The following is a 15,822-nucleotide window of genomic DNA, read 5'->3' on the forward strand; positions in this document are numbered from 1 at the left end:
CCAGCCTGCCATCAACACGAAGTGAGGGTCGACTGTTCATCAAACCAATGATCAAAAATCGGTCGGCGCGCCGCCTTCGGCCCGGCGCTTGTCTACGAAGGCGTTGAGCTCCTCGCGGATTGCCGGATCCATGTAAGGCTCTTCATAGGAGGCCAGCCGTTCCTTCCAGACGCGATTGGCCTTTTCGAGCGCGGTCGGCGATCCCGCCTCCGCCCAACTCTCGAAATTGCGCCAGTCGGAAATGATTGGCGCGTAAAACGCGGTCTTGTAGCGGTCCTGCGTGTGCTGGGTGCCGAAGAAATGGCCGCCGGGGCCGACCGACTGGATGGCGTCGAAACCGAGCGCTTCCTCGGAAAGATCGAGCGGCGTCAGGAACTCGGCGACCATCTGCAACAGGTCTATATCGAGGATGGTCTTTTCGTAGGAGCAGCGCAGGCCGCCTTCGAGCCAGCCGGCCGCATGCATCATCAGATTGCCGCCACCCTGGATGGCGCCCCACAGCGAAAACACGCTTTCATAGGCGGCTTGCGCATCGACCGTGTTGGCGGCGCAGGTGTTGGAGGTGCGGTAGGGGATGTTGTAGCGGCGGGCGAGCTGGCCGCCGACCAGCTGCGCCTTCATATATTCCGGCGTGCCGAAGGCCGGCGCGCCGGACTTCATGTCGACATTCGAGGTGAAGCCGCCGTAGCCGACAGGCGCGCCCTTGCGCACCATCTGCGCAAAGGCGATGCCGGACAACGCCTCGGCATTCTGCTGCACCAGCGCGCCGGCAATCGTCACCGGCGCCATGGCGCCGGACAGGGTGAAGGGCGTCACGATGACCACCTGGCCCTTGCTCGACATCTGGATGATGCCTTCCATCATCGGCACGTCGAGCTTGAGCGGCGAATTGGTGTTGATGATCGTGAATACCGACGGCTCTGCGAGCAACTGCTCATGGCTGATGCCGCGCGCGATCCTGGTGATCTCGATGCCGTCGACGTTGCGTTCCTTGCCGAGCGAATAGATGTGGAACATCTTGTCGGTCAGCGTGGCGAGGTCGCGGATGCATTCGAGGTGGCGTACGGACGGATGGATGTCGATCGGCTCGACCGGATAGCCGCCCGTGCAGTTCAATATGTTGTGCATCTGCGCAAGCTTGAGGAAGTTGCGGTAGTCCTGCTGGTTGCCTGGCCGGCGGCCGCGGTCGACGTCTGAGCAATTGGGTGCCGACGCCATCATCGAGATGATCAGATTATCGCCACCAAAGCGCACATTGTGCGCCGGGTTGCGGGCGTGGATGGTGAATTCCGGCGGGCAGTGCGCAACCAGTTCCAGGATCATGTCGCTGTCGAAGCGCACCCGCTCGCTGCCTTCGCGGACATCGGCGCCATGCGCCTTCATAATGCGCCGGGCTTCGTCATGCAGCACGTCGACGCCGATTTCCCTGAGCACGCGCAGAGAGGCGAGATGGATGGATTCCAGCTCGTCGTCGGAAACCAGCCGGGTCGGTGCCAGCGGGTTCTTCAACTGCCGAAACGGCGGCTGCTCGAACGCCGCCGATCCGCCGGCACGCTTCCCCGCGCGGCCGCCGCGACGGGCGCGGTCGTTTGCCAGTGCCGGTTCGGCGGGCTGAAGGGCGGCGGTCATGATAGTCCTCGTACACTGCGGCAATGCGGCGGCATAATGGACTGCCGGCCGTCCGGCCATTGCGGAGGCGGCGACCACTAGGACGAGGGAAGCGACATGCCCTGGGGGCAGCCGGCGGGATCGTCAGCCTCTTGATCGCGTTCCGGCTGGCGCAAGCGGTTTTCGTTGCCGGTGCTTACTGCGATGAAAGCGAAACGCTAATCCTCCATCATGGACCGGGCGGAACAGAACAGCGGCGAGGCAGTGCAATGGGCGGCGATCACCGGCGTGATCGCGACCGTCTCAGTGTTCGCCATCGCGCAAGGGCTGAGCTATCCGCTGTTGAGCTTCATCCTGCAGCGCCAGGGCGTCTCGCCCGCCATGATCGGCCTGTCGGCGGCAATGACGCCGATCGGCTTCATCGTCTCTTCGCCGCTGGTTCCGGCGCTGGCGCGCCGTTTCGGGGCAGGGCGCACCGCGCTTACTTGCGCGGCACTTTCGGCGCTGGTGCTGGCACTGATCGGCTGGACGCAAAATGTCTATCTGTGGTTTCCGCTGCGCTTTTTGATCGGCGCCGTCACCAACCCGCTCTACGTGCTGAGCGAAGTCTGGGTGATCGCACTGGCGCCGCCGGCACGCCGCGGCCGCGTCATGGGCATCTATTCGACGATCATTTCGGCGGGCTTTGCGGCGGGGCCGCTGTGCCTGCTTGCCGTCGGCACCGAGGGATGGCCGCCGTTTCTGGTCGGCATTGGCGCATTCCTGTTTTGCGGCGCCTGCCTCGCCTCAGTGCTGGCACGGCTGCCCAAGGTCGACGAGAGCGGGCACCGGGTTTCGGTGCTGGGGTTCGTGCCGCAGGCTTGGCTGCTGTTGTCGGCGGTCGTCGTGGCCGCCGGTTTTGAACAGGCGGTGCTCGCCTTGCTGCCGGTCTACGGAACGCACTACGGCATCGCCGAAGCGCGCATGTCGGCGCTGCTGTCAGTGATGATCGCCGGCAATATCGCTATGCAAGTGCCGCTCGGCCTGTTGGCGGAACGGCTGACGGCGCGGCTGGTGCGGTTCATCTGTGTTTCGGTGACGGTGCTCGGATGCGTGCTGTTGCCGGTTCTCATCGAGACGCCATTGATATGGCCGTGCGTCTTCATCTGGGGCGCGGTTTCCTACGGCATTTACACGATGTCGATCATCGAGCTCGGCGAGCGGTTCACCGGCTCGGCACTGGTCGCCGGCAACGCCGCCTTCTCGCTGATGTGGGGCGTCGGCGGCATCGCCGTGCCGCCGCTGGCGGGCAGCGCCATGGATGTTATTGGCGCCGGCGGCCTGCCAATGACGCTCGGTGCCATTTGCCTGGCGCTGGCGACTACAACCGTCATGCGGCGGCGGATGGTGTGAATGCCTGAAGTCGCCGTTCTGACGCAATGACTTGAATATAAGCGGCCCCATGTCGATCTGGGCGGTACCGACGCCCGACTCAACCGGAGACCTCATGACCAAATTGAACAGCCCGACCCAGCCGGATCCGGCGACCGAAGATCCGTTTCTATGGCTGGAGGACAGACGAGGCAAGCAGGCGCTCGACTGGGTGCATCGCCAAAATGCGATCACGGTGGGGGAGCTGCAGGGTGATCCGTCCTATCAGACGTCGTTCGAGACGACGCTCGACCTGATGACGGCCGAGGATAACATCGCCGTTGGGACCGCTATCAACGGCTATGTCTATAATTTCTGGCAGGACCGGACGAACGTGCTCGGGCTCTGGCGGCGCACCACCGTCGCCTCCTACAAGACCGACAAGCCGGAATGGCAGACGATCATCGACTTCGACAGTCTGGCGGCGAAAGAGGGGGTGAAATGGGTGTTCAGCGGCGCCAGCCGGCTCTACCCCGACTTCAGCCGCTGCCTGCTCAGCCTGTCGCCGGATGGCGGCGATGCCAGCGAGATGCGCGAATTCGATATCGAAAGCAGATCGTTCGTCGATAGCGGCTTTCGCGCTCCTGCCTCGAAATCGAGCTTTAGCTGGCTGGACGAGGACACGCTTATCGTTTCCGCCGCTTTCGAGGAGGACGACAAGACCCAGTCCGGTTATCCGCGCGTGGTCAAGCTTTGGCGGCGCGGCACGCCACTGCAAGCGGCGACGCCGATCTTCGAGGCGCTGAAGCAGGATCTTGCCGCCGGCGGGTCCGTCGAATTCGACGGCGACAAACGCCGTGTCTTCCTCGCCCGGACCCTCGACTTCTTCGCCTCGCACAATTTCCTGCGGCTGCCATCGGGCGAAAACAGGCGTATCCCGCTGCCGGACGACGTCACCGATACGGCGCTATTCCAAGGCCAGTTTCTCTTCGGCGTGCGCACCCCATGGACGGCGCCGGACGGCACGCAGTGCAAGCCCGACGGGCTCTATTCACTCGATTTCGAGCGCTGGATCGAAACCGGGCTATTCGGATCCCTCGATACCGTGCTCGAGCCGGCGCACCGTGTCTCGATCGCCGGTATTGCCCGCACGCAGGACCGGCTATTCATCAATTTGATGGACAATGTGCGCGGCAAGGTCGTCGCCGGCAAGCGCAGCGACAGCGGCTGGGAGTTCAAGCCCGTGGCGTTGCCCGAAAACGGCAATGTCGGCATCAGCCATGCCGAGCATTTCGGTTCCAGCGTCTCCTTTTCCTTCACCGATTTCCTGACGCCGAGCTCGATCATCTGGTCGGACGACAACGCCGCGGGGCTGGCAACGGTGAAGTCGCAGCCGGCGCGCTTCGATGCGTCGTCCCTAGTCTCCGAACAGTTCGAGGCGCGCTCGAAGGATGGCACGATGATTCCATACTTCGTCGTCAGGCGGCGCGACTTGCATGGACCCGTGCCGACATTGCTTTACGGCTATGGCGGCTTTGAAGTGCCGCTGCTGCCCGGCTATGCCGGCGTGCGCGGCAGGCTGTGGCTGGAGAAGGGCAATGCCTATGTCCAGGCCAACATCCGCGGCGGCGGCGAGTTCGGCCCGAACTGGCACCAGGCGGCGCTCAAGGCCAATCGCCAGAATGCCTTCGACGATTTCGCCGCGGTCGCGCAAGATCTGGTCAAACGCGGCATCGCCACACCGGCGACGCTGGGCATCCAGGGCGGATCGAATGGCGGTCTGCTGACCGGCGTCTCGCTGACCCAGCACCCGGAATTGTTCGGTGCGGTGATCATCGACGTGCCGCTGCTCGACATGCTGCGCTACACCGAGCTGCCGCCCGGGGCGTCGTGGATGGCCGAGTATGGCGATCCGGCGAAGCCGGAAGAGGCGGCCTGGCTCGCCGCCTATTCGCCCTACCAGCATGTAGACACGGATGCAGCCTATCCGCCGGTGTTGCTGACGACCTCGACCGCCGACGATCGCGTCCATCCCGGGCATGCCCGCAAGATGGCGGCACGGCTGCAGGCGGCCGGCCATGGCAAGACGCTGTTCTTCGAGGAGACCGAGGGCGGCCATGGTGGACGCGGCGACCGGCGGCCGCAGGCTGCACAGGCGGCGATGAAGTACGTCTTCCTGCAGCGGGCCCTGACTGGCACCAATTGACTGGCACCAATTGACCGGCATCGCTTAACCGGCACGGCTTGAACTGAGGGCTCGAGGCAGCCTAAGGTACATGCATGGCTCGGCTGGCGAAATCGGGTTGCGCATTTGGGGTCGCGGTGACGCCGTCGTCGCGAACGCTTCGCGCCGAGCTGTTGCGGCTGTGCGCCCGCATCGGCTATTCGCCGCCCGCTGTCCTCTGACGAATCCGCCCCGGCGCGAAAGCTGCCGGATTGGTTCAAGAGGAAAGACCAGACATGACCTACCAGAATTATTCGCTGAAGCAGCTTCAGCAGATCGATGCCGCGCATCACCTTCATCCGTTCACCGACCACAAAGAGATGCGCGAGACCGGCTCGCGCATCATCACCCACGCCAACGGGCCGTTCATCTACGATGCCGAAGGGACGGAAATCCTCGACGGCATGGCCGGGCTGTGGTGCGTCAATGTCGGCTATGGCCGAGACGAGCTGGCCGACGCCGCCTACGCCCAGATGAAGGAATTGCCCTACTACAACTCCTTCTTCAAATGCTCGACGCCGACGCCGGTTCTGCTGTCGAAAAAGCTGGCGGAGATCGCGCCAAGGCACATCAACCAGGTGTTCTACGGCTCGTCCGGTTCGGAGGCCAACGACACGGCGCTGCGCCTGGTCCGTCACTATTGGGTGCTGGAAGGCAGGCCCGAGAAGAACCGCGTCATCTCACGCAAGATGGGCTATCACGGCTCGACCATCGCCGGCGCCTCGCTCGGCGGCATGGATTTGATGCACAAGCAGCTCGGCGGCGCCGTACCCAACATCGTCCATGTAATGATGCCCTATGCCTATGAGCTGGCACTGCCCGGCGAAAGCGACCATGATTTCGGCCTGCGCGCGGCAAAAGCGGTCGAGGACGCGATCCTCGAAGCTGGCGCCAACAAGGTGGCCGCCTTCATCGGCGAGCCGGTGATGGGGGCAGGCGGGGTGAAGATCCCGCCGATGAGCTACTGGCCGGAAGTGCAGCGCATTTGCCGCAAATACGATGTCCTGCTGATGCTGGATGAGGTTATCACCGGCTATGGCCGCACCGGCGAGTGGTTCGCGGCACAAGCCTTCGGCGTCGAGCCCGACACCATCACCACGGCCAAAGCGCTGACCTCCGGCTATCAGCCGCTGTCGGCGCTGCTGGTCGGCGACCGCATCGCGGCGACGCTGGTCGAAAAGGGCGGCGAATTCTATCACGGCTACACCTATGCCGGGCACCCGGTGGCCTGCGCGGTGGCGCTGAAGAACCTCGAGATCATCGAGCGCGAAGGCTTCGTCGAGCGCGTCAGGAACGACACCGGGCCTTACTTCGCCAGGGCTTTGCAGGAACGTCTCGGCGGGCACGATCTGGTCGGCGAGGTGCGCTCGTTCGGGCTGATGGGAGCGATCGAGATCGTCAAAGACAAGGCAACCAAGGAGCGCTTCCTGCCGGCCGGCAGCGCGGCGGTGATGGTTCGCGACCACGCAATTGCCCAGGGCATGATGCTGCGCGCCACCGGCGACACGATGATCCTGTCACCGCCGCTGATCTGGACGCGCGAGACGATCGACATGGCCTGCGACCGCATCGCCAGGGCGCTCGACGTGGCGCAAGCGGATTTGTGCAAGCGGTAAGGTGGAACGATCGCCGGGCGTCCGGTAATCGGGCGCCCGGAGTTTGAATGCCGCTTTATGGCAAGAGCTCGCCAGGCGAGGCTGTTGGCGGTATCGACGACCACGCGTGATCACTGGCCCGCCTTGACACCGATGACGTGCCCCTCCGCGTCAGTGACCAACATCCCTTTCGATTGGTCCAAGATCACAACTATGTTGCCGAAAGGATCGCGGACACGGGCGCACCGTCCGACCGCGATCTCGAATGGCGGTTGCACAGCCTCACCGCCGGCCGCCAAGAATTCCTCAAACGCGTCATCCACGTTATCGACCAGAATGTCGGTCTCGGGACCGATATGAAGATGGACAACCAGCTCCGCATCGGTTTCCGGCAGCGCAAAGCCAGCGGCTTCATCGTCCCGCCAAACGAGGGCATGACCGAGCCGATCCCTATAGAACGATACGGCTGCATCGAGATCGCTCACGCGCAATAGATGATTATCGAGCTTGCGGAATAATGGTCTTTTTCGAGGCTCGTGCGCCATTGCGGGACCTCAATATGTGAAGAGATTCGTGCGGCCGTATAGCCTTTAACGAAATAGTCTTCGAGACTATGTCTGCAACCGGGTTGCCTTCAAGCTTCGAGCCCGCCCGGTGGAAATGGTGGCGAGCCGAAATTCATGTGGAGGTCGTGAGCGGAAATTCAAACTGAGACAGCACGGAAGGGCCGCGTCAGCGACGCGGCAATCGGAATATAGCCCGACGACATGGTGAAAATGCAAAAACCGCGCTCCATCGGAACGCGGCTTTGCCAGATACGCATGGCGCTTCGCCAACAATACACTTGCGAAACTTACGGGCTCCGGTACGCGAGACCTGATCCGGAGCGCCGGGCGGATGTCCGCCTCGCAATCCGTTTTAAACGCACATCGTTACTGCAGGGTTAGCAAGAGCTTAAGCAAACCTAAATTTGCCGACTTTCCGCTTTGGGCAGATCGAAAACCTGTGAACTTGGAGCTTATACCGGGTCACCACGGAGGAAATTAATGATGCCGGAAAAATCGGCGCCGGCATTTCCTTGCGCGTTGAACAGCGCATAAAGCTGGGCTGCCTCCGCGCCGAGTGGCGTTACCGCACCGGCGCTCAGTGCGGCCTCCTGCGACAGTTTCAGGTCCTTCAGCATCAGTGCCGCCGCGAACCCGGGCTTATAGCCATTATTGGCGGGCGATGTCGGCACCGGGCCGGGCACCGGGCAGTAGGTGGTCAGCGACCAGCACTGGCCGGACGACGTCGAGGCGACATCGAACAGCGCCTGGTGCGACAGGCCGAGCTTTTCCGCCAGTACGAAGGCCTCGGCAACGCCGATCATCGAAATGCCCAAAATCATGTTGTTGCAGATCTTCGCCGCCTGTCCGGCGCCGTCGTCGCCGCAATGAACGATGCGGCCAGCCATCGGCTTGAGGATTGGTTCGGCCTTGGCGAAGGCGTCCGTCGAACCGCCGGCCATGAAGGTCAGCGTGCCGGCTGCCGCACCGCCCGTGCCGCCGGAGACCGGCGCGTCGATCGACAGCAACCCATGCTTGGCGGCGATGGCATGGGCATTTCGGGCCGACTCGACGTCGATGGTCGAGGAATCGATGAACAGCGCGCCTTTTTTCGCCTTGGCCGCGATGTCTGCGTAAACCGACAGCACATGCTTGCCCGCCGGCAGCATGGTGATGACCGCATCGGCATCCTTCACCGCTGCAACGGCATTGGCCATGATGACGACGCCGTGCTCCCTGGCGATGACGAGGTTTTCCGGCACCAGGTCGAAGCCGTGGACGGCATACCCGGCCTTGACCAGATTGGCGGCCATCGGATTGCCCATATTGCCGAGGCCGATGAAGGCGATGGTGGTCATCGTTTTTCTCCCGGTATTTGCTGGCTTTACCGTCCGATCAGGGCGCGAGCGATGATGACGCGCATGATCTCGTTGGTGCCTTCGAGGATCTGGTGGACGCGCAGGTCGCGCACCAGCTTCTCGATGCCGTAATCGTGCAGATAGCCATAGCCGCCATGCAGCTGCAGGGCGTCGTTGGCGATATTAAAGCCGGTGTCGGTAACGAAGCGCTTGGCCATCGCCGACCATTTCGAGGCATCCGGCGCCTTGTGGTCGAGCTTCGAAGCGGCGGTGTAGAGGAAGACGCGCGCTGCCTGCAGTTCGGTCTCCATGTCGGCGAGCTTGAACTGCAGCGCTTGGAACTGGTTGATCTTCGACCCGAAAGCCTTGCGTTCGGCGGTGTAGGCGAGCGCCTTGTCGAGCGCCGATTGCGCGCCGCCGAGCGAACAGGCGGCGATGTTCAGCCGGCCGCCATCGAGCCCGGCCATGGCGATGCCGAAGCCGGCGCCTTCAGCCGACAAAAGATTTTCGGCCGGCACCTTGCAATCCTCGAAGACGACCTGGCGGGTCGACTGCATGTGCCAGCCCATCTTGTGCTCGTTGGCGCCGAAGGAAAGGCCGGGCGCATCGTTCGGCACGACGAAGGTGGAAATGCCCTTCGGCCCGTCGGCGCCGGTGCGCGCCATGACGACATAGAGGTCGCTGTCGCCGGCACCCGAGATGAACTGCTTGACGCCGTTCAGCACATAGTCACTGCCGCTTTTGACCGCGCGCGTCTTCAGCGCCGCCGCATCCGAGCCCGAGCCCGGCTCGGTCAGGCAGTAGCTTGCCAGCCATTCCATCGAGGTCAGCTTCGGCAGGAAGCGCCGGCGCTGCTCGTCGCTGCCGAAGCGGTCGATCATCGATGCCGCCATGTTGTGGATCGAGATGAAGGCGGAAAACGCCGGATCGGCCCGCGAAAGCGCCTCGAAGATCAGCACGGCGTCGAGCCGGCCGAGCCCTGAGCCGCCGACATCGTCGCGGACATAGATGCCGCCAAGGCCGAGCGGGCCTGTCTCGCGGATCACATCGGCGGGGAAATATTTGTTGCGATCCCAGTCGAGCGCATTCGGCGCGACGCGATCAGCGGCGAAGGCCTCGGCCATCTCCTGGATGGCGCGCTGGTCCTCGTTGAGTTCGAACTGGCTGGTGCCCGCATCGACAGCGGCGTCCATGGCGTGCTCCCTGATGTTTCCGGCCTGCTGGCCTGTCGTTTTTGGCTTTGCGCGCAGTCCAATCTAGACCAATGATGCCGCCGCGCAACCCGACCGTCTCGATCCAATTATCTGGGCAGCCGCTGTGCGCGAATGTGCTTTGGAGCAATGTGTGACGACAAATTTCGACGAACTGCTTGGACGCTTCCAGGCCTATCTCCAGACGTTCGACGATGCGCTGGTGCGCGACGCCGTGACCCGGATCGGCTGGGACATGCCGGGTCGGCCGCTCGAGCCGCATGCACTGCCTTGTCTCGTCCAGCTTGACCGTATCGTCGAACTCGCTCCCGCTGCGGCCAAGCCGTTGGCGCGGCTGGTTGCGGAGCGTCGCGGCGATCTGCACTGGGGCCAGACCTATGGCGAGGCGGATTTCGGCGGGATTTTCGTGGAGAATTACGGCTGGCTGGAGGTGTTCGGCACACGCGGCCATTTCGTCAATGAAGAGGTCGCGGGCGGTCTGCTGATCCTTGGACCCGACATCGTCTACCCCGACCATCATCATGTCGCGGAGGAGATCTATATCCCGCTGACCGGCGGCGCCGAATGGCGCATGGGCGATGGCGGTTTTCACCTTCGATCGGCGGGCGAGGTGATCCACCATGCCTCTGGCGTCAGCCACGCCATGCGCACCGGCAGGGAGCCGCTGTTGGCGCTTTATCTCTGGCGCGGTGGGCCACTGGCGGCCAAGTCGACGATCACCGGAACCGTTGCGCAGGGCAGGGGCTGATATGGCCAAAGCGATCATGCTGCAGGGCACGGGTTCGGATGTCGGCAAGACGGTGCTCGTCGCCGGCCTATGCCGCGCGGCGAAGAAGCGCGGCTTGAAAGTGCGGCCGTTCAAGCCGCAGAACATGTCGAACAACGCCGCTGTCGCCGATATTCCCGGCGGTTCAGGCGGTGGCGAGATCGGCCGCGCCCAATGGCTGCAGGCAATCGCCTGCGGCGTGGCGCCGACCGTCCACATGAACCCGGTGCTGCTCAAGCCGCAGACCGATGTCGGCGCTCAGGTCGTCGTGCAGGGCAAGGTGTTCGGCGAGGCGCGGGCGCGCGACTACCAGGCGCTGAAGGGCAGGCTGATGGACGCGGTGCTGGACTCCTGGGCGACGGTCGGCGAGGACGCCGATCTGGTCATTGTCGAGGGCGCGGGATCGCCGGCGGAGATCAATCTCAGGAGCCGCGACATTGCCAATATGGGCTTTGCGACGCGCGCCGGCGTGCCGGTGATCCTGGTCGGCGATATCGATCGCGGCGGCGTCATTGCCTCGGTCGCCGGCACCCACCTGATCCTGCCGGACGAGGACCGGCGCATGATCGTCGGCTATCTCATCAACAAGTTCCGTGGCGATGTCTCGCTGTTCGACGATGGCATCGAGGCGATCGAAAAATTCACAGGCTGGCGCTGTTTTGGTGTGGTGCCGTGGCTGAAGGCGGCGGCGCGGCTGCCATCTGAAGATTCCGTCGTGCTCGAACGGCTGGCGTCAGGCGAGAAGCGCGCACTGAAGGTCGCCGTGCCGGTGCTCTCGCGCATCGCCAATTTCGACGATCTCGACCCGCTCAAGGCCGAACCGCAGGTCGAGGTGGTGTTCGTGCCGCCTGGCCAGCGCTTGCCCGAAGATGCAGGGCTGGTGGTCATTCCCGGCTCGAAGTCGACGATCGGCGATCTCCTGAAATTCCGCGAGAACGGCTGGGACCGCGACCTCGCCGCGCACAGGAAACGCGGTGGCCATATCGTCGGCGTTTGCGGCGGGTTCCAGATGCTCGGCCATGTCGTGCGCGATCCCGATGGCATCGAGGGCAGCGTTACCGAGGCGCAAGGGCTTGGCCTGCTCGACGTCGAAACGGTGATGGAACCGGAAAAGACGGTGCGCAATGTCAGCGCGCGCTCGGTGCCGTTCGATCTGCCGCTCGAGGGCTACGAAATCCATCTCGGCCGCACCACCGGTCCCGACGCGCTGCGGCCGTCCGCCGTCATCAACGGCATCGATGACGGCGCTATCTCGGCCGACGGCAAGGTGCTGGGCAGCTATATGCACGGTCTGTTTTCCGCCGATGCCTTCCGGGCGAAATTCCTCGAAAGCCTCGGCGTCAAGGGCGGCGGCATCGACTACCGCGCCGAGGTCGACCGGGCACTGGACGAGATCGCAGCCGAACTGGAAACCCACCTCGACTGCGACGCGATTTTCGGGCTGGCGCGTTAGCTGGCGGCTTCGTCGGCCTTCGGCCAGTAGGTGCCGAACGACCAGACATTGCCTTCCGGATCGCGGCAGATGAATTCGCGGCTGCCATAGTCGCGGTCGGTGAGCTCTTCCAGAATCTCGGCGCCGGCGGTTTTTGCCCGCGCGTATGCCGCGTCGGCGTCAGCGACCGCGACATAGATCGACTTGCCGCCGCCCGAGCCGGGCGCGCCGACCATCTTTCCATAGGCATCGTCGCGGGCCGTGCCGAGCATGATGATCGAGGAGCCGAATGCGAGTTCGGCATGGTGCACCACGTCGCCTTCGCCATAGCGGGCGCGGACGCTGAAGCCGAAGGCCTCGCATAGCCAGTCGATCATTTTGCCGGCATTTCTGTAGCGTAGCGCCGGGTAAAGCCGCGGTGCTTCGGTGGTGTTCGGCATGGCTGATCTCCTTCGCTGTGTTGGTCGATCAACCCAGTCTGGGCGAAGGCCGGTCGCGCGTCTTGAAGAAATGTTACCTCACGGCGACAGTCGTCGGCGTGACGCCTGCGAGGTCGCGAAACTCGCGCACCAGATGCGCCTGGTCGGCATAGCCGCAGTCGGCGGCGATGTCGGCCCAATCGCTGCTGGCCTGTCTCGACAGGCCAAGCGCATGGTTGAAGCGGACAATTCGCGACAGCGTTTTTGGGCCGGTGCCGACCGCGTCCGAAAACTTTCCGGTAAGATGCTTGCGGCTCCAGCCAAGCTTTTCGGCCAGCGTCGAGATGCGGATCCGCCCACGCGTCGAGACGATCGTCTCATAGGCCCAGACTATGTCGGCTTGAGTGCGGTCTGCGGTTGCCAACCGGTTCGCGACGAAGGCCTCGGCGATGGCGAAGCGTGAGCTCCAATCCGGCGCATTGCCAAGCCTTTCGCGAAGCGCGATGCCTTCGACGCCGAGCACGTCATCCAGGCCGACCATGCGGTCAGTCAGTTCGCTCATCGGCCGGCCGAAGAAACGACGGGCGCCAAGCGGGGTGAAATTGATCTGCACACAGCAGGCGCCGCCGAAGGATTCGATCACCACCGGGCCGGCATAAAGGCCGGCGGCAAAACTGGCGAAGCGGTCATTGTCGCTCGGGTCCTTGCCGAGCCCGATGGCAAAGGGTTCGGCAAAGCTGATGACCAGCGGCACGGTCAGCGAGGCATATTCGACGGCGCGGAAATGGCCTGGAATGGTTTCGCGAAAGCCGCATATGTCGGTGACGGCGCCCTGAAGCCGATGACTGGGCGCGCGCCGCACCATCTCGAACCGATCGAGCCCTGGGCCGTCGTGGCGGCTGCCGTCTTCGCTGGCGGGCATGTGCTTTCCCTCGTCCAGGAATTCTAACAGACCATCCTGCAGAATCAAAAGCGCCCGGCGTTTGGCCGGGCGCTCCGAGTTGCCTGAGATTCTGAATTGTTTAAGCGCCGCGCATCAGGCAGCCGGCGGCCAGCACGATGTAGGCGATGACGACAATCCACGCGGCATTCAAAGGGATGAAAGCAAGAACGCCAAGCGCGGCGAGAACGCCGATGATGGCGATGACAAGGGATATGATGAAAATAAGCTGGGTAGGCGCACTGAGATTCATGTTCGGTCCCTCCTCAACATGATTCGTACAGCGGCATAGTATCAGTCGCGCGGTCACACACCAATGAGCCCACGCAGCGGGCTTATCGGATTGGCCGGCAGTTTCCGGCGAGAAAATATGGCGGGTTCCACCATTCGACCCCGTTTGCGCAAAGCCGATTCCGCGCTACCTTCCCGACGAATCGGAAGGGGCTGACGGCGATGGGATTGCTGGACCAGATACGCTCGATCTTCGATGGCGACCCCGGCGTGCGCAAGGTGGCGGACGATCCGGTGCTGTCGGCGGAGCTGCTGATGCTGTTCCGCATGATCCTGGCCGATGGATCGGTCAGCGAAAGCGAAATGACCGCCTTCAGGCGCATCTGCCGGGACGCCTTCGGCATTCCCGAAACCAGCATCGACAGCGTCATCGAATATCTCAACGAGTTCGGCTACGAGACCAACGGCTCGCAGGCCATCGCTCAGTTTCGCGACCTCGACATCGAACGGCGCAAACTGCTCGCCCGCCACATGGCAGAGATCGCCAAGGCCGATTCGCAACTTGCCGGGAGCGAGATGCAGCTGCTGCGCCGCACCCTCGAACTGCTCGACATCAGCCCGGCCGATGTGGTGAAGTCGCAAGGCTGAGGCAGCAGCAGAATTGTGGCGCCCCTTGGCCGTGGTGACGCGGTTCAGCCAGCGGCGGGTCGGCGAATAGGTGAAGGACGTCTTCACCCCGTTGGCATAGGTGATCTCCTTCGTCTGGCCGTCGGCCTCGTAGATGGTCGAGGTGATGAAGCCTGAAGCCGAGAGCAGCTTGTTGCCGGCCGTATATTGCAGCGGGGCGGCCGCCGTGCCGAAGTCGAGCTGCACCGGCAGGTACTGGGTGCGCAGCGTCTGACCAGACGCATCGCGCACGCTGGTCGTGGTGTGGGTCAGCGTGCCGATCGTGACGTCCTGGCGAGCGAGTTTGGCGAAGCCGTCATATTTGTTGCTTTGCGTGGCGGCAGGGTTGGTGGAGGTGGTGAGCTGGCCGACATTGTAGAAGCCGGCCGCTGCCTGGTCGTAGGTGTTTTGCGTCAGCGTCACCGCGCTGCCGCCGAAGGGCGTTGCCGTCTTCAGGGTCAGCCGGTCCATCTGGTCGTAGGCAAGCGCGGAGACGGTGGCGCGCGCGTCGGTCTGGCTGGTCAGCCGGTTGGCGGCGTCATAGATGTACGACCATGAGCCGAGATCGGGATCGGTTGCCGAAAGCCGGTTGCCGACCATGTCGTAGCTGTAGGACCAGTTCGAGCCGCCGGGATCGCTGACCCCGACCAGCCGGCCAAGGACATCGTAGCTGCGGCCCTCCGCCGAGATCGCGCACGATCTGCACGACATCGCCGCGCGTCGAGGACACGGCTTTCGACTGGCGCGTGGTCGTCGCATTGATCTGGTCGGTCTGGGTGACCGCGTAAAGCCGCGGATTAGTCCCCGTGCCGGTGTCGAGGCTGTGGGCGAAGATGGCCTGGCTGGCATCGGCATAGAGGGTTTTTACCAGCCGGTCGTTCCAGTCGTAGCTGTTCGTCGTCCACTGCGCTGTGTCGCCGACAAAGCGCGGGAAGGCGGTGCGCAGGACATTGCTACGCAGGTCAAAATCGGTATCGGCGATGCGCTTGGCGCCGGCCACCGTCTCCCCAGGCGTTTCCACCCGGTAGACCCGGCCAAGCCCGTCATAATAGGAGCGGGTAAAATCCTCGCCGGCGCCATTGGGCAGCGGCGTCAGCTTGGCCAATGCCTGTGTCGCCGGATTGCCCTCGTTCTCGAAACGCGTCTTGGCATAGGCGCCGGTGATGCTCTGCGAGACCTGGTAGGGCCGGCAGAACGGATCGTAGGTGAAGGTCTTGATCAGGCCGTTGAAGTCGGTCTTCGCCGCCGGCAGCCCGCAGACCGTGTTGTAGGTGGCGGTCGAGACGAAGCGGGTGTCGGCGCTCTGGCCGCCGGTGGCGAGGGAAAGCCGCAAGGCCTGACCAACCCTTGATCCCTATGAGTGCTTGATCCTTACGGGTGTATGGCGCGATCGTTCTCGCAGCCAAGCGTGAAGAAACGGGTGCGGTTCAAAACCTGCCGCTGAGGGAAGGAAAAGAAAGATGCAAATTGGCGGCTG

General features: G+C 63.5%; 14 protein-coding genes. 6 read left to right on the forward strand and 8 right to left on the reverse strand.

Annotation, left to right across the window (positions count from 1 at the left end; all coding sequences use genetic code 11):
* Window positions 1–51 precede the first annotated feature (51 nt).
* The gene (locus NKH21_RS12770; protein WP_023676493.1) at window positions 52–1,629 is read right to left on the reverse strand and encodes a trimethylamine methyltransferase family protein; all 1,578 of its coding nucleotides are present in this window, start codon (window positions 1,627–1,629) and stop codon (window positions 52–54) included.
* 210 nt (window positions 1,630–1,839) lie between these two features.
* Here NKH21_RS12770 and NKH21_RS12775 point away from each other — a divergent pair, with 210 nt between their 5' ends.
* The 3 genes from NKH21_RS12775 (at window position 1,840) to NKH21_RS12785 (ending at window position 6,798) form a co-directional block, all read left to right on the forward strand.
* Entirely contained in the window at window positions 1,840–3,000 is a 1,161-nt protein-coding gene (locus NKH21_RS12775) for an MFS transporter (RefSeq protein ID WP_352865316.1), read from the forward strand.
* A 94-nt stretch (window positions 3,001–3,094) separates the two neighbouring features.
* A complete protein-coding gene (locus tag NKH21_RS12780; protein WP_352865318.1) occupies window positions 3,095–5,164 on the forward strand; it encodes a prolyl oligopeptidase family serine peptidase in 2,070 nt (689 codons plus the stop codon).
* Window positions 5,165–5,418: 254 nt separating this feature from the next.
* Complete coding sequence (locus tag NKH21_RS12785; RefSeq protein ID WP_352865320.1) at window positions 5,419–6,798, forward strand: aspartate aminotransferase family protein; 1,380 nt, start codon at window positions 5,419–5,421, stop codon at window positions 6,796–6,798.
* Between the two features lie 110 nt (window positions 6,799–6,908).
* Here the strand turns inward: NKH21_RS12785 and NKH21_RS12790 are convergent, their stop codons facing one another.
* The 3 genes from NKH21_RS12790 to NKH21_RS12800 form a co-directional block, all read right to left on the reverse strand.
* Window positions 6,909–7,322: a VOC family protein gene (locus tag NKH21_RS12790; protein WP_352668835.1), complete on the reverse strand. Its 414-nt coding sequence runs from the start codon at window positions 7,320–7,322 to the stop codon at window positions 6,909–6,911.
* Between the two features lie 473 nt (window positions 7,323–7,795).
* Entirely contained in the window at window positions 7,796–8,680 is an 885-nt protein-coding gene (mmsB, locus tag NKH21_RS12795) for a 3-hydroxyisobutyrate dehydrogenase (RefSeq protein WP_352665964.1), read from the reverse strand.
* Window positions 8,681–8,706: 26 nt separating this feature from the next.
* Complete coding sequence (locus tag NKH21_RS12800; protein WP_352665965.1) at window positions 8,707–9,873, reverse strand: isobutyryl-CoA dehydrogenase; 1,167 nt, start codon at window positions 9,871–9,873, stop codon at window positions 8,707–8,709.
* A 151-nt stretch (window positions 9,874–10,024) separates the two neighbouring features.
* Here NKH21_RS12800 and NKH21_RS12805 point away from each other — a divergent pair, with 151 nt between their 5' ends.
* Window positions 10,025–10,639 carry a dimethylsulfonioproprionate lyase family protein gene (locus NKH21_RS12805; protein WP_352865324.1) on the forward strand — a complete coding sequence of 205 codons (615 nt, stop codon included), beginning with the start codon at window positions 10,025–10,027 and terminating at the stop codon, window positions 10,637–10,639.
* Window position 10,640: 1 nt separating this feature from the next.
* A complete protein-coding gene (locus NKH21_RS12810; protein ID WP_352665967.1) occupies window positions 10,641–12,110 on the forward strand; it encodes a cobyric acid synthase in 1,470 nt (489 codons plus the stop codon).
* Here the strand turns inward: NKH21_RS12810 and NKH21_RS12815 are convergent.
* From NKH21_RS12815 to NKH21_RS12825, 3 genes are all read right to left on the reverse strand, one after another.
* Entirely contained in the window at window positions 12,107–12,529 is a 423-nt protein-coding gene (locus NKH21_RS12815) for a VOC family protein (protein WP_352640468.1), read from the reverse strand. The genes NKH21_RS12810 and NKH21_RS12815 overlap by 4 nt on opposite strands.
* Before the next feature lie 73 nt (window positions 12,530–12,602).
* Complete coding sequence (locus NKH21_RS12820; RefSeq protein ID WP_352665968.1) at window positions 12,603–13,430, reverse strand: helix-turn-helix domain-containing protein; 828 nt, start codon at window positions 13,428–13,430, stop codon at window positions 12,603–12,605.
* Window positions 13,431–13,530: 100 nt separating this feature from the next.
* The gene (locus tag NKH21_RS12825) at window positions 13,531–13,701 is read right to left on the reverse strand and encodes a hypothetical protein (protein ID WP_023676480.1); all 171 of its coding nucleotides are present in this window, start codon (window positions 13,699–13,701) and stop codon (window positions 13,531–13,533) included.
* 200 nt (window positions 13,702–13,901) lie between these two features.
* Between NKH21_RS12825 and NKH21_RS12830 the strand changes: the two genes are divergently transcribed.
* Window positions 13,902–14,327 carry a tellurite resistance TerB family protein gene (locus NKH21_RS12830; RefSeq protein WP_352666076.1) on the forward strand — a complete coding sequence of 142 codons (426 nt, stop codon included), beginning with the start codon at window positions 13,902–13,904 and terminating at the stop codon, window positions 14,325–14,327.
* Window positions 14,328–14,883: 556 nt separating this feature from the next.
* Here NKH21_RS12830 and NKH21_RS12840 read toward each other — a convergent pair.
* Entirely contained in the window at window positions 14,884–15,678 is a 795-nt protein-coding gene (locus NKH21_RS12840) for a hypothetical protein (RefSeq protein ID WP_352865327.1), read from the reverse strand.
* Between the last annotated feature and the right edge of the window lie 144 nt (window positions 15,679–15,822).

The organism is Mesorhizobium sp. M1329, from assembly GCF_040318035.1.
Lineage (GTDB): Bacteria > Pseudomonadota > Alphaproteobacteria > Rhizobiales > Rhizobiaceae > Mesorhizobium.

Coding starts and splice junctions, on each gene's coding strand:
- NKH21_RS12770 (WP_023676493.1), bottom strand. CDS start 1,629: ATGACCGCCGCCCTTCAGCCCGCCGAACCGGCACTGGCAAACGACCGC.
- NKH21_RS12775 (WP_352865316.1), top strand. CDS start 1,840: ATGGACCGGGCGGAACAGAACAGCGGCGAGGCAGTGCAATGGGCGGCG.
- NKH21_RS12780 (WP_352865318.1), top strand. CDS start 3,095: ATGACCAAATTGAACAGCCCGACCCAGCCGGATCCGGCGACCGAAGAT.
- NKH21_RS12785 (WP_352865320.1), top strand. CDS start 5,419: ATGACCTACCAGAATTATTCGCTGAAGCAGCTTCAGCAGATCGATGCC.
- NKH21_RS12790 (WP_352668835.1), bottom strand. CDS start 7,322: ATGGCGCACGAGCCTCGAAAAAGACCATTATTCCGCAAGCTCGATAAT.
- mmsB (WP_352665964.1), bottom strand. CDS start 8,680: ATGACCACCATCGCCTTCATCGGCCTCGGCAATATGGGCAATCCGATG.
- NKH21_RS12800 (WP_352665965.1), bottom strand. CDS start 9,873: ATGGACGCCGCTGTCGATGCGGGCACCAGCCAGTTCGAACTCAACGAG.
- NKH21_RS12810 (WP_352665967.1), top strand. CDS start 10,641: ATGGCCAAAGCGATCATGCTGCAGGGCACGGGTTCGGATGTCGGCAAG.
- NKH21_RS12815 (WP_352640468.1), bottom strand. CDS start 12,529: ATGCCGAACACCACCGAAGCACCGCGGCTTTACCCGGCGCTACGCTAC.
- NKH21_RS12820 (WP_352665968.1), bottom strand. CDS start 13,430: ATGCCCGCCAGCGAAGACGGCAGCCGCCACGACGGCCCAGGGCTCGAT.
- NKH21_RS12825 (WP_023676480.1), bottom strand. CDS start 13,701: ATGAATCTCAGTGCGCCTACCCAGCTTATTTTCATCATATCCCTTGTC.
- NKH21_RS12830 (WP_352666076.1), top strand. CDS start 13,902: ATGGGATTGCTGGACCAGATACGCTCGATCTTCGATGGCGACCCCGGC.